The organism is Vibrio nomapromontoriensis, from assembly GCF_050337205.1.
GTDB lineage: Bacteria > Pseudomonadota > Gammaproteobacteria > Enterobacterales > Vibrionaceae > Vibrio > Vibrio nomapromontoriensis.
On the sequence record NZ_JAKJSS010000013.1, the window covers coordinates 16118 to 29200 of the forward strand.

Sequence of the window (13083 nt, forward strand, 5' to 3'; positions counted from 1 at the left end):
TGTGTTCAATACTCAGTAATGAAAAACCTCTTCATCAGCGAAGAAAACCGCGTGCCAATAAAAAGGAATGCGCGATAAAGTGTTACACTAAATAAAACCCCTATACAGAGCTGATATCGTGACACAAAAACGCCTTTCTCGAGTGGTCTACCCAGGTACCTTTGATCCTATTACTAACGGTCACCTTGACCTTATCGAACGTGCATCGACGATGTTTGATGAAGTGATTATCGCCATCGCCGCCAGCCCAAGCAAAAACACCATGTTTACGCTAGACGAACGTGTACACTTTACGCAAGCAACAACCGCGCATCTGGATAACGTTTCGACAAAAGGTTTTTCTGGGTTGTTGGTGGATTTTGCTAAAACCGAGCAAGCCAATGTCCTGATTCGCGGCCTGCGAACCACGGTCGATTTTGAATACGAATTTGGTCTCACCAATATGTATCGCCGATTAATGCCAGGTTTAGAAAGTGTTTTCTTAACTCCAGCAGAAGAGCATGCCTTTATTTCCTCAACCTTGGTACGAGAAGTCGCGATCCATGGCGGTGATGTCAGTCAATTTGTGCCAAAATTGGTAGAAACTGCACTAAACGCGAAAAAAGTGGTCTGACTAAATTCATCTGTCCATATGCTATTTTCCAACTGACACATTTTGAGCCAAACTTAACCTCTGTTTGCCAGACAAGTTGTTGACGATAGTAAACATAGTGTGTGAGACTTCACCACTTTGCGACCGCGGTAATAATAACCGACCGTTTTTTGATGTTGTAGGAGTAAAAAATCATGGCTAAAGGGCGCACCCTTTGGATTTTGCTGATTGGCGCGTTAGCCATTCGCTTGTTGACGCTAGGTCTCTATCCTTTGATGGATACCACCGAGTCTCGATATGGCGAAATGGCTCGTTTAATGGTGGAAACCGGTAATTGGCTCACCCCACTTTACGACTACGGCGTTCCTTTCTGGGGCAAACCGCCACTCTTTACTTGGATGAGCGCTGTCAGCGTTGAGCTGTTTGGTTTATCTGAATTTACCCTACGCTTCCCTCATTGGATTGCGGGTGTCTTAGTGGTGATTGGTACCGCTTGGTTTGCCAAGAAAAATGGCTACAACCCGCTAGTTGTGGCTGTCGTACTCTCTACTACATTGGTGTTCTCTATTTCTGCTGGCGCCGTCATGACAGACATGGCGCTGACCTTAGGCCTTGCGATGGCGATGATTGGTTTTTACCAATGCTGGCGTGGCGAAACCTTGTGGGGCTACGTCGGGTTTATTGGTCTTGCTGTCGGCTTACTCGCGAAAGGACCGGTTGCCATTGTGCTCTTTGGTCTCGCCGTCTTCCCTTGGATGGTGATTCAGCACGGTATTATTGGCGCATTTATTGAACTTTGGCGTCGCTTTCCGCTAATTAAAGGCACGCTGTTAATGCTAGCTATTGCCCTACCTTGGTACCTAATGGCAGAGCAAGCAACGCCTGGCTTTATTGATTACTTTATTGTTGGTGAGCACTTTAAACGCTTTGTTGAACCAGGCTGGACTGGCGATCTCTATGGCTCAGGCCACCAAGAGCCTAAAGGAAAAATCTGGTTCTTTTGGGTGTTAGCCGTTCTGCCGTGGTCACTTATTCTACCAGTATTAATGTTGGTTAGAGCCAAATTTGGTCTTGAACAAGCTAAGCAAAATCATGGTTTTAGTAGTTTTGCGCTGTGGTGGGCACTATCGCCATTAGTTTTGTTTACGGTTTCTAGTAATATTCTACCGACCTATGTACTACCGGGTACCTCTGGTGTGGCATTGCTTATCGCGATTTTCTGGAAAAAGAAAGATATGCTTTGGTTGTCTATCGCCGCTCTCATTGTGCCTGTTGCACTGATTGCCGCAACTTACCTTCTCGCAACGGGTAAAGTAGCCGATAACAGCGATAAAGGCCTGATTGCTGAACTCAACCCAGAAGTGAAGACGTTCTACTTCCGACCGCGCTCATACTCCGGTCAGTTCTATAGCTTTGGACAAGCCAAACAGTTGAAGTCGGATGATCAGCTTGTTGGGCACAACAAGTTCTACTTAATCACTTATAAAGAACGTGCCGAGCGTGATTTTGCACCGTACCAAGAGCGCTACCAATGTAGTGATATAGTGGCAGAGAACTTTGACCGCGTGGCTATTCTCTGTAAACTCCAGAGTAACGCACGACGCTAATAAACCGCGCACATAAAAAAGGTCTGATTATTCAGACCTTTTTTGTTTCGCTCACTTAAACCTTAGCTATGGGTTAAACCATAACAGCGGATTCAACCGTAGCGCCAGATTAAATACCGTACTCAGCACGATACGCTTTCACCGCTTCAAGATGCTCAGCGTTGTCGCCTTTGTCTTCTAGGTAAGTGATTAGGTCCGTTAAGCTCACAATCGAAATGACCGCACAACCAAAGTCACGCTCTACTTCTTGAATCGCAGACAACTCACCTTTGCCTTTTTCTTGGCGGTCAATCGCAACCAATACACCCGCTAAATCAGCACCGTTGGCTTTAATGATTTCCATCGACTCACGAATCGCTGTGCCTGCAGTGATTACGTCATCCACCAGCATAATACGACCTTCTAGTGGGCTGCCCACTAAACTGCCGCCTTCACCGTGCGTTTTCGCTTCTTTACGGTTAAAGCAGTAAGGCGTGTCCACATCGTAGTGATCGGCTAGCGCTACGGCTGTTGTCGTCGCAATAGGGATGCCTTTGTACGCAGGGCCAAATAGCACGTCATATTGAATTTCAGAGTCAGCCAATGCTGCCGCATAGAAACGGCCTAACCGGGCAAGGTCACGACCTGTATTGAAAAGACCAGCGTTAAAGAAATAAGGACTTTTACGACCTGACTTAAGGGTAAACTCACCAAACTTTAGCACTTCTTTTTCTAGGGCAAATTCAATAAAATCACGCTGGTATGCTTTCATGTTTTCTCTCTTTTGTTGTGTTCGTCATCCCCGTGAAAAGGGAATCGTCCAAAGCGAGTCATGCGCTTTGGACGATCTTCACTTTCGTGAGGATGACGGTTATCTTTTTAACAGTTATTCAGTGTACGTTATGCACAAAAAAATAGCCCCCTTACGGGAGCCATTCAAATACTAATCTTCTAACGCCGCCTTCTGAGCGGTGACGATCTCGGCAATGCCGTTTTTCGCCGACTCCAGCAACGCCATTAACTCTTCATGGCAGAACGGTTCACCTTCTGCGGTACCTTGAATTTCAATCATGCGACCATCTTCAGTCATCACCACATTCATATCGGTATCGGCTGCTGAGTCTTCAACGTACTCTAGGTCGCAAAAAATGTTTTCACCAAGAATGCCTACCGAAACTGCCGCTACGTGGCTCTTCATTGGGTTCGCTTTCAGGGAGCCTTTCTTCACCAAGTGAGCAAACGCATCCGCCATTGCCACACTTGCGCCAGAAATCGCCGCAGTACGAGTGCCGCCGTCCGCTTGAATAACATCACAGTCAACGGTGACCATGATTTCGCCCATTGATTCAAGATCAACCACTGCACGTAAGCTACGAGCAATCAGGCGTTGAATTTCCATGGTACGGCCGCCTTGCTTACCGCTTGCTGCTTCACGACGCATTCTTGAATGCGTTGAACGTGGCAACATACCGTATTCAGCGGTTACCCAGCCCTTACCTTTGCCTTTTAACCAACGCGGAACATTTTCTTCCACGGTGGCATTACACAACACTTTGGTATTGCCAAACTCGACAAGAACAGAGCCTTCAGCATAAGCAGTATAGTTGCGAGTAATTTTTATTGGGCGCACTTGCTCTGCTGCGCGGTCATTTGGACGCATGGACATTACCTTCAGTAAGGGAGGGATTTGGTTGGGCGAAGATTATAGCGGAGAAGGGAGTATGGGTCTAGGTCCTTGGTCCTTGGTCCTTGGTCCTTGGTCCTTGGTCCTTGGTAGAAGATAGTTCGCTTGACCCCAAGGGCCTAGGACCGTCTTTTACCTAGAGCCATCTTTTTAAACTGTGCTACCATGAGTGCAGTTTGAACACATTTATTGAATCCAAGGGAATCATTTCATGATCTACAGCATGACCGCTTACGCTCGTAAAGAAGTTAAAGGTGACTGGGGCAGCGCCGTTTGGGAAATCCGCTCAGTAAACCAACGTTACCTCGAAACCTACTTCCGCCTTCCAGAGCAGTTTAGAGGCCTTGAACCTGTACTTCGTGAGCGCTTCCGTAAGCGCTTAGCACGTGGAAAAGTTGAGTGTCACCTACGTTTTGAAGCCAACCCTGCTGCAAAGACCGAGCTTAATATCAACGAAGCACTTGCCACTCAGGTTATCAATGCGGCAAAACAAGTGATGAGCCTAACGGGTGAAGAAAGCCGTCTTAACCCATTCCAAGTCATGAACTGGCCCGGTGTGATGGAAACTCCTGAGCAAGACATGGATACCATCAACAAAGAGTTGCTCACAGGCTTTGAAGCCGCATTAAGCGACTTCATTGATGCGCGTGCAAGCGAAGGCAGCAATATGAAAGCCCTCATTGACCAACGCCTAGAAGCCATCACAAGCGAAGTTGTCAAAGTGCGCACTCGTATGCCTGAAATCATTGAATGGCAACGTGAGCGCCTACTAGGTAAGTTTGAAGATGCCAAAGTAGAATTAGACGCAGGCCGTGTTGAGCAAGAGCTGATTTTATTGGCGCAGAAATCTGACGTTGCAGAAGAACTTGATCGCCTAGACTCTCACGTTAAAGAAACGCACTCAATCATGAAAAAAGGCGGGGCTTGTGGCCGCCGTTTGGACTTCATGATGCAAGAATTCAACCGTGAGTCAAATACGCTGGCATCAAAATCCATCAGCACAGATATCACTGCATCGGGCGTTGAGCTTAAAGTTCTTATCGAACAAATGCGTGAGCAGATCCAGAATATTGAATAACAGTTCAGATTGTATCCTATTGCATTCAAGCAATTAAAATACAACAACTTACACCAAGCGCATTTCCACTACGGTATTCTATAATACGCAATTAACCACCACCAACTGGTGGTTGATGTGGTGGGCTATGGGGAAGTTGATGTTAGGAAAGTAGAAGCGCTCATTAAGACTGGTGGCAAGAAAACACAGCGCTATACTGATGGCGAGGGCTTATACCTAGTGGTTCAGGCATCAGGTAGCGCAAGCTGGATGCTACGCTTTACCTGTTTCTGATTTTACATTCAAATCGCCCCTGATACAGGGCCCACTCGTATGGCAAATGCGATGAACAACCCAGTAATTGGGTTGTATGCCCATCATAACCCCAAACGAACAGGCCCACATAATTATCAAGACTTTGTGGTTTCTACCTATGAAGAAGCTATTCAAGCAGAAACTGGCAAACAAAGCGCCTAACTGTGCTGGCGTGCTCGCGTTAAAGATATAGAAGCGATGCAACGCATAAAGGCCGCTGATGTTATTTCAATGTTTGAAAGAACAACCCTAAATTCGTGATGTTATTATGTAATAATATAGCACTAGGCTAATTTCATCTGCTGATTAAAAATCAACTTTGATTAATCTATAAGGAAGCCCGTCGATATTTTCAGCTGTATCATCGATGATTTGATAAACCAACTGCCTTAGTCCATCACAATCCGAAGAGTCTATATCTCGCTTAACACGACTATATCGTTCTTTATTTGCTTGCAACCTAGATTTGGCAATCTTATCATCTACACCACTAAGGTGGGGGTTATTTGATATGTGGGGCAAGCATATAAACTTTCCTTCGGTGTCGAAAAAAGGAACCAATCCAACATTCAAGAAACGAAATAAAAAATCATCATCCTCAAATCCCCAACCCATATATAAATTAGAATAACCATTTACCAGTGTCATTTGCTCTTTTGTAATCAGCATTACACCACTAAAATAGTCTTCCCCCCATGTATCTATCTTACTTCCTTCCTCATCATAAGTATGTGTGAGTAGTCTTAACGGATGACTAGGGCAGCGATAATCAATCCCTTTTGGTAAGAAGTCTACATCATGAATAGCAAAATAATCTCCATCAGCATGCAAACAACCTATATTACGAAGTGAGCCGATATTAAACGGTTTATCGTTATACTGCTCTACGATAATAATTTCAAAATCGATACTTTGATCTTGTAATACTTTTGAAATGGCAGGAACAAACTTAATTAAATGCTCTTTTCTATCACGGTACGGTACGATAACAGATAGTTTTTTCCCTGACTCAAGCTTAAATTCACAATCCGCCTTCTTACGGTAAGCCAAGATTCTATTTTTAACGGGAGGGATCAATTTTACATTATGCAGTCGTGTAGGCTGATAGCGCTCCGTTCCTTTATGCTGTACAGGATCTTCTCGTAACCTAGATGACGGGAGAAGTTTATTAATTAACTTCATATGATAACTCCAATCTAGTTGCAATTATTTTACAACAAGCCAAATGTTCACGTTGTTTAGATTAACGAATAATAGCACGCTTGTGCACACAAAAGTACTGTGTTGACGCATCGCAACGAGCCTCGGCACTCACTTACAGAGGCCCTATTTATATGATGCTCGTTATGTTAGATAACCTGTCAGGAACACGTTGTGAACCAACGTTATCTTGAAACATACTTCCGCTTTCCAGAGCAGGACATGGATACCATCAATAAAGCACGACTAGATGCTATCACAGAAGAAATCGTGAAGGTTCGCGCTGAGCAAAAGCTGATTCTTCTGGCGCAAAATCTGATGTCGATGAAGAACTTGACCGCCTAGACTCTCTCGTTAAAGAAACGCACTCAATCATGAAAAAAGGCGGGATTTGGGGCCGTCGTTTAGACTTCATGATGCAAGAGTTCAACCGTGAATCGAATACGCTGGCATCAAAATCCATCAGCACAGATATCACTGCGTCGGGCGTTGAGCTTAAAGTTCTTATCGAGCAAATGCGTGAGCAAATTCAGAACATTGAATAATCCGTTATCTGGTAAATACGAAAAAGCTGGCATCTATGATGCCAGCTTTTTTATTGGGTCACGTTTAGCGCTAAAGCTATAACTCACGCTACAGCAACAACAAATACGTCATAAACAGCGCGCACAGTACAAAAATAACTGGGTGTACTTCTTTACGCTTGCCGGCGACAACCATGGTAAAGGCGTAACTAATAAAGCCCATCGCCATGCCGTTGGCTGGTGAGAAGCTCAACACGGTGAACATGATGGTAAAGAAGGCCGCGATACGGGATTCTTTCTTTTCCCAATCAATCTGCCCTAGTCGACCAATCATATAAATACCCACAACCACCATTGCAGGGGCAACCATCGCTGCTGAGAATACCGAGAACAGTGGGTATAAGAACAGGGATAGGAAGAAAAGTCCCGCTACAACCACGGCAGCTAAGCCCGTTCTTGCGCCTTGAGAGGAAGCAATACCCGATTCAGAAAATGCGGTAATAGACGTGGTGCCCAAAATAGAACCAATTACCGTACCACCAGCATCAGCCACGAGTGCAGAGCGTGCATTCGGCACTTTGCCGTCTTTATCGATGATGCCCGCGTCTTTACCGACACCAACAATGGTGCTCAATCCATCAAAGAAATCGACAATCAGGAAGATAATGACGATAAACAGCAGATCGAACATCTTTTCTGCCGTTAAGCCCGAAATATCAAAAATGGCGCCAAAACTGCCTGCCATACTCGGCGGCATCGACACTAATTGATCTGGCAATGGGGCGTTTGATGTACCCATGAAGGTATCGGCTAATACCGTTAGAACAATCGCGGAGATAAACGAAATGAAGGTCGCTAACTTAATATCACGCACCATGCAGCCAAGCGCCACAAAGATACTGATGTAAGCGATGATCACTTTAGGGTCTGAAATATCGCCCATACTGACCAAAATAAATGGGTTTGAAACGATAATTCCCGCATTCTTTAGACCAAGGAAAGCAATAAACAAACCAAGAGAAACGGTAATCGCGAGTTTTAAATCTTCTGGGATAGACTCAATCATCGCTTTGCGTATTTTTGTCATCGACAAAATCAGATAAATAACGCCGGAAAAGAAAATCCCCAGTAACGCTTCATGCCAAACCAGTGCAACAGAGCCACTTAATAGCATGCCTTTAAAGAAGCCGTTCATGCTCATGCCCGGTGCTAGCATCACTGGATAGTTACCAAACACGCCCATAATTAGAGTCGCAATACCTGCCGCCAATGCCGTAGCAGTAAAGACAGAGCCTCTATCCATACCCGGTATGTCACCTAAAATCGCTGGGTTAACAGCGAGGATGTAGCTCATCGCGAGGAAGGTAATAAATCCGGCATACACTTCGGTACCAATAGTGGATTTACGCTCAGAAATTTTAAACGTTGTTTCAATTAACGAAGTTTTCGCTGGGCTTTTGCCTGCTACATCAACACTCACGATAAAACCTGCTTACTTTGATTGAGAAAAGTCGTTCAGTTCATCAACTAAACTTGAAAAGTTGGCGCGGATTTTAATCAGCTGCGTGAATAATTCAATCAATTTCGCTCTTTTTTGTAATCTTTTTTATCTCTTAAAAAACAACACCTTGATAAATAAGCAATCGTTTGCCGCAAACCTTACCCTTTTTTACCTTTTATCCTTATCATCTCTTTTGCTTTTCCATGTAGCCGCTCATTGAGCAGTCAAGCTCTGTCACTTGTCGAAAACCCCCAACTTATGCTACTCTTCGCCTCCATTTTTCTGACTGATTTTTCAACAACTTCAGTCGGTACTATATTTATATGGTGAAGCGTGGCTAACGGTACGTTTCTATTATTAATCCTGAACTATGGACTCACACCTATGGGCAAAGGCACTTTATATATCGTTTCCGCACCGAGCGGAGCAGGTAAATCAAGCTTGATTTCAGCGATGCTGGAGACGAATCCGACGTATGCTATGAAGGTATCGGTCTCGCACACGACTCGCGACATGCGCCCAGGTGAAGAGCACGGCATTCACTATCACTTTGTTGAAAAATGCGATTTTGAATCTCTGATTGAGCAAGGGGCCTTTCTCGAACACGCCGAAGTGTTTGGTAACTACTACGGCACCTCGCGAATTTGGATTGAAGAAACCTTAAATAAAGGGATTGATGTCTTCTTAGATATTGATTGGCAAGGCGCACGTCAAATCCGTGAGCAAATGCCAGCAGCGAAGAGTGTCTTTATTTTGCCACCATCAAATGGTGAGCTAGAGCGTCGTCTAAACGTTCGTGGTCAAGACAGTGATGAAGTCATTGCCAAACGTATGAGTGAAGCTAAGTCAGAAATATCACACTACGCTGAGTACGATTATGTCATTATCAATGACGACTTTGATGTTGCGCTGATCGACTTCAAAGCCATTCTACGTGCTGAACGTTTGAAGCAAGATAAACAGACCATAAAGTACAAAGGTATGCTCGACGCGCTGCTATCTTAATAGCAAGTTAAGCCTACCTTGATCATTCATAACGTAATGATCAGGTTATAAAACCCTCATTTATCTATATACTTGTCAGCGACGTACTCGATACTCGTCAACAACATACGGGTAAATGAATAGGCATCGGGCTATTTTGGGATCATTTGTGATCTAGTATCCACTCCCATTAGCCTGTATACTTTCTCGTCATCTAAAATTTAGTTAATTATTGGAGTTCTTATGGCACGCGTAACTGTTCAAGACGCTGTTGAAAAAGTTGGTAACCGCTTCGACCTAGTTCTTATTTCGTCTCGCCGCGCACGTCAAATGCAAATCGGTGGTAAAGACGCATTAGTGCCAGAAGAAAATGATAAGCCTACGGTTATCGCACTACGCGAAATCGAAGAAGGTTTGATCACGAAAGAAGTTCTTGATGCTCGCGAGCGCCAAGAACAGCAAGAGCAAGAAGCAGCTGAGCTAGCCGCTGTTAGCAGCATCGCTCACAACCGTTAATTCGAACCGAATAGTTTAAAGCCTAAAGGGTTAGATCGTCACTCGTCGTTATCTGCCCTTTAAGCCATGACACTGTTCGAGTTCCATCGACTTTCGGGCCTACAATTTGTACCTATTCGATAGCCTTAAAGACGTTGCCCAAGAATACCTAACAGAGCCTCACCTTGAGGCTCTGCGTCAATCTTATGTGGTAGCAAGAGATGCCCATGAAGGGCAGACCCGCTCAAGCGGAGAACCATACATCATTCACCCCGTCGCGGTTGCTCGTATTCTCGCAGAAATGCGCTTGGATATTGAAACACTGCAAGCGGCGCTGCTGCATGATGTTATTGAAGACACTGAAGTCACCAAAGAAGAGCTAGAAGAACAATTCGGTACGACCGTTGCCGAGCTCGTCGATGGCGTTTCCAAACTCGACAAGCTTAAATTCCGAGATCGCAAAGAAGCCCAAGCCGAGAACTTTCGTAAGATGGTCCTTGCTATGGTGCAAGACATTCGCGTGATCTTGATAAAGCTTAGCGACCGCACGCATAACATGCGCACGCTTGGTGCCCTGCGCCCAGATAAAAAGCGTCGTATTGCCCGCGAAACCCTCGAAATTTATGCCCCACTCGCCCACCGTCTTGGTATCCATAACATTAAAACTGAGCTAGAAGAGCTCGGCTTTGAAGCCTTGTATCCCAACCGATACCGCGTTCTGAAAGAAGTGGTTAAGTCGGCGCGTGGTAACCGTAAAGAAATGATCCAGCGCATTCACAGCGAAATTGAAGGTCGCCTTGAAGAAGTCGGCTTGACGGTTCGCGTACTGGGTCGTGAAAAGAATCTGTTCTCCATCTACAACAAGATGAAAACCAAAGAACAGCGCTTTCACACCATTATGGACATCTACGCCTTCCGCGTGATTGTGGACACGGCGGATACTTGTTATCGCGTTCTCGGCCAGGTACACAGCTTGTATAAGCCGCGTCCAGCCCGCATGAAAGATTACATTGCGGTACCGAAGGCCAATGGCTATCAATCCCTGCATACCTCTATGGTTGGCCCTCATGGTGTTCCTGTTGAAGTACAAATTCGTACGGAAGACATGAACCAGATGGCTGACAAAGGTGTCGCGGCGCATTGGGCTTACAAAGGCAATGGGGATCGCTCAGGCACAACGGCGCAAGTAAAAGCACAGCGCTGGATGCAAAGCCTACTTGAGCTGCAGCAAAGTGCGGGTAACTCCTTTGAATTTATTGAAAACGTAAAATCCGATCTGTTCCCAGATGAGATTTACGTCTTCACACCAAAAGGTCGCATTGTTGAGCTTCCGCTTGGGGCCACTGCGGTTGATTTTGCTTACGCGGTACATACTGATGTGGGTAATACCTGTGTTGGTGCTCGCGTTGATCGTCAGCCTTACCCATTGAGTAAAGCGCTGAAAAATGGCCAAACGGTGGAAATCATCAGTGCGCCGGGCGCGCGTCCGAATGCCGCTTGGTTGAACTATGTGGTGACGTCCCGAGCTCGTACTAAGATCCGTCAGGTTCTTAAAACTATGCGTCGCGAAGAATCCGTCGTTCTCGGTCGTCGTTTGCTCAATCATGCATTAGGTCGCCACTCTATCGATACCATCTATCCAGAGAATATCGACGAAGTGTTGAAAGATCTGCGCCTAGATAATATCGATGACTTACTCGCGGCTATTGGCTTGGGTGAGCTCATGAGTATCGTCATTGCACGACGCCTATTGGGTGATACCGATGAATTAACCCAGACCAGTTCTGTGCCGTCATCAGGTAAGCGACTGCCAATCCGTGGTGCCGAAGGCATTTTGCTGACATTTGCAAACTGCTGCCACCCAATTCCAGACGACAGCATCATTGCGCATGTCTCGCCAGGTCGTGGGTTAGTGGTACACCGTGAAACCTGTCCTAACGTAAGGGGTCATCAAAAAGAGCCCGATAAGTATATGGCGGTTGAATGGAGTGACAGCTACGAGCAAGAATTTACTGCTGAGCTCAAAGTGGATTTGCATAACCACCAAGGCGCACTGGCTGATCTGACTAACGTCATTGCAAAAACAGGTTCCAACATTCACGGCATCTCTACTGAGGAACGTGATGGTCGCCTGTATACCGTCACAGTGCTGCTCACGACAAAAGATCGTGTGCACTTGGCTGGTATCATGAAGCGTATTCGTGTCATGCCACATGCGTTGCGAGTCAGACGACGTAAAAACTAGTTGTTAATGAGTTAACTTCAACGGGTTCGATAGTCATATCGAACCCGTTTTATTTGGACAGAATCATGAACCTTGAACGATACAACCGAATTCAAGACGTACTTCGCGCACGCCAAACCGACCTAACCCTGTTACTTGAAGAAGTACACAAGCCTAACAATGTCTCCGCCGTCATTCGTACCGCGGATGCAGCAGGCGTTCACAAAGTGCATGCCGTTTGGCCAAACAAAAAAATGCGCACGCTGAGCCACACTTCAGCGGGCGCTCGTAACTGGGTTGAAGTCGAAACCCATCACTCGGTATCAGACGCGATTGGCGAACTCAAACAGCAAGGTATGCAAGTGTTGGCGACCAACCTTTCTGAAAACGCGGTTGATTTTCGCGAAATCGACTACACCAAACCGACAGCGATTATTTTAGGCGGTGAGAAAGAAGGCATATCCGGTCACGCGCTTAACGGCGCCGATCAAGACATCATCATCCCGATGGTTGGCATGGTGCAATCGCTCAATGTCTCGGTCGCCAGTGCTCTCATTTTATTTGAAGCGCAACGACAACGTCAGCTTGCAGGCATGTACCACCGAGACACCAGTGCACTTCCCCCTGAAACGATCCACCGTATTTTATTTGAGCGTGGTCACCCAGTTCTAGCCAAAGTCGCCAAGAAGAAACGTCTTCCCTATCCACCACTGGATGACCAAGGACAGATAGTTGCTGATGAAGCATGGTGGGCAGAGATGCAACAGAAATAGGACATGGTTCTATGGTTCTATGGTTCTATGGTTCTATGGTTCTATGGTTCTATGGTTCTATGGTTCTATGGTTCTATGGTTCTATGGTTCTATGGTTCTAGCCAACACGATCCAATGGCTTATAGCAACCTTCTATAACCACCTTCTC

Annotated in this window: 12 protein-coding genes and 2 pseudogenes; 10 read left to right on the plus strand and 4 right to left on the minus strand. The window is 45.7% G+C overall.

Features of this window, described 5'->3' with window-relative positions; translation table 11 throughout:
* Window positions 1–118 precede the first annotated feature (118 nt).
* Together coaD and L4D05_RS16905 are read left to right on the plus strand one after the other, a co-directional pair.
* Window positions 119–613, plus strand: a complete 495-nt coding sequence (coaD, locus tag L4D05_RS16900) for a pantetheine-phosphate adenylyltransferase (protein ID WP_428754521.1) — start codon at window positions 119–121, stop codon at window positions 611–613.
* 173 nt (window positions 614–786) lie between these two features.
* Entirely contained in the window at window positions 787–2199 is a 1413-nt protein-coding gene (locus L4D05_RS16905) for an ArnT family glycosyltransferase (RefSeq protein ID WP_428794730.1), read from the plus strand.
* A 109-nt stretch (window positions 2200–2308) separates the two neighbouring features.
* Here L4D05_RS16905 and pyrE read toward each other — a convergent pair whose 3' ends face one another.
* Window positions 2309–2950 carry an orotate phosphoribosyltransferase gene (pyrE, locus tag L4D05_RS16910; protein WP_428754523.1) on the minus strand — a complete coding sequence of 214 codons (642 nt, stop codon included), beginning with the start codon at window positions 2948–2950 and terminating at the stop codon, window positions 2309–2311.
* A gap of 171 nt (window positions 2951–3121) precedes the next feature.
* Window positions 3122–3838 (minus strand): ribonuclease PH, encoded by a 717-nt coding sequence (gene rph, locus L4D05_RS16915; protein WP_428754524.1) that lies wholly within the window; start codon window positions 3836–3838, stop codon window positions 3122–3124.
* A gap of 235 nt (window positions 3839–4073) precedes the next feature.
* Here rph and L4D05_RS16920 point away from each other — a divergent pair, with 235 nt between their 5' ends.
* From L4D05_RS16920 to L4D05_RS16930, 3 genes and pseudogenes are all read left to right on the plus strand, one after another.
* Window positions 4074–4940, plus strand: coding sequence for a YicC/YloC family endoribonuclease (locus L4D05_RS16920; RefSeq protein ID WP_428794731.1), 867 nt, complete (start codon window positions 4074–4076; stop codon window positions 4938–4940).
* Between the two features lie 117 nt (window positions 4941–5057).
* Window positions 5058–5213, plus strand: a complete 156-nt coding sequence (locus L4D05_RS16925) for an Arm DNA-binding domain-containing protein (protein WP_428794732.1) — start codon at window positions 5058–5060, stop codon at window positions 5211–5213.
* A 12-nt stretch (window positions 5214–5225) separates the two neighbouring features.
* Window positions 5226–5495 (plus strand): annotated as a pseudogene (locus L4D05_RS16930) (glycosyltransferase family 9 protein); the annotation flags it as partial.
* A 45-nt stretch (window positions 5496–5540) separates the two neighbouring features.
* On the opposite strand, the gene L4D05_RS16935 reads toward L4D05_RS16930, so the two are convergent.
* Window positions 5541–6416 carry a galactosyltransferase-related protein gene (locus tag L4D05_RS16935; protein ID WP_428794733.1) on the minus strand — a complete coding sequence of 292 codons (876 nt, stop codon included), beginning with the start codon at window positions 6414–6416 and terminating at the stop codon, window positions 5541–5543.
* 228 nt (window positions 6417–6644) lie between these two features.
* Between L4D05_RS16935 and L4D05_RS16940 the strand changes: the two are divergent.
* A pseudogene (locus L4D05_RS16940) lies at window positions 6645–6979 on the plus strand (endoribonuclease YicC domain-containing protein); the annotation flags it as partial.
* 88 nt (window positions 6980–7067) lie between these two features.
* On the opposite strand, the gene L4D05_RS16945 reads toward L4D05_RS16940, so the two are convergent.
* Complete coding sequence (locus L4D05_RS16945; protein ID WP_265676615.1) at window positions 7068–8438, minus strand: NCS2 family permease; 1371 nt, start codon at window positions 8436–8438, stop codon at window positions 7068–7070.
* Between the two features lie 405 nt (window positions 8439–8843).
* Between L4D05_RS16945 and gmk the strand changes: the two genes are divergently transcribed.
* The 4 genes from gmk (at window position 8844) to trmH (ending at window position 12935) form a co-directional block, all read left to right on the plus strand.
* Complete coding sequence (gene gmk / locus L4D05_RS16950; protein ID WP_265676614.1) at window positions 8844–9464, plus strand: guanylate kinase; 621 nt, start codon at window positions 8844–8846, stop codon at window positions 9462–9464.
* Window positions 9465–9686: 222 nt separating this feature from the next.
* Window positions 9687–9959 (plus strand): DNA-directed RNA polymerase subunit omega, encoded by a 273-nt coding sequence (rpoZ, locus tag L4D05_RS16955; protein ID WP_250619773.1) that lies wholly within the window; start codon window positions 9687–9689, stop codon window positions 9957–9959.
* A 106-nt stretch (window positions 9960–10065) separates the two neighbouring features.
* On the plus strand, window positions 10066–12183 hold the full coding sequence (gene spoT / locus L4D05_RS16960; RefSeq protein ID WP_428794734.1) for a bifunctional GTP diphosphokinase/guanosine-3',5'-bis pyrophosphate 3'-pyrophosphohydrolase: 2118 nt from the start codon (window positions 10066–10068) through the stop codon (window positions 12181–12183).
* 65 nt (window positions 12184–12248) lie between these two features.
* On the plus strand, window positions 12249–12935 hold the full coding sequence (gene trmH / locus L4D05_RS16965; protein ID WP_428794735.1) for a tRNA (guanosine(18)-2'-O)-methyltransferase TrmH: 687 nt from the start codon (window positions 12249–12251) through the stop codon (window positions 12933–12935).
* The last annotated feature ends 148 nt before the right edge of the window (window positions 12936–13083 follow it).

What these genes read in the sequence shown, in the direction of transcription:
- L4D05_RS16905 (WP_428794730.1), top strand. Translation starts at nt 787, where the DNA reads ATGGCTAAAGGGCGCACCCTTTGGATTTTGCTGATTGGCGCGTTAGCC.
- pyrE (WP_428754523.1), bottom strand. Translation starts at nt 2,950, where the DNA reads ATGAAAGCATACCAGCGTGATTTTATTGAATTTGCCCTAGAAAAAGAA.
- rph (WP_428754524.1), bottom strand. Translation starts at nt 3,838, where the DNA reads ATGCGTCCAAATGACCGCGCAGCAGAGCAAGTGCGCCCAATAAAAATT.
- L4D05_RS16920 (WP_428794731.1), top strand. Translation starts at nt 4,074, where the DNA reads ATGATCTACAGCATGACCGCTTACGCTCGTAAAGAAGTTAAAGGTGAC.
- L4D05_RS16935 (WP_428794733.1), bottom strand. Translation starts at nt 6,416, where the DNA reads ATGAAGTTAATTAATAAACTTCTCCCGTCATCTAGGTTACGAGAAGAT.
- gmk (WP_265676614.1), top strand. Translation starts at nt 8,844, where the DNA reads ATGGGCAAAGGCACTTTATATATCGTTTCCGCACCGAGCGGAGCAGGT.
- rpoZ (WP_250619773.1), top strand. Translation starts at nt 9,687, where the DNA reads ATGGCACGCGTAACTGTTCAAGACGCTGTTGAAAAAGTTGGTAACCGC.
- trmH (WP_428794735.1), top strand. Translation starts at nt 12,249, where the DNA reads ATGAACCTTGAACGATACAACCGAATTCAAGACGTACTTCGCGCACGC.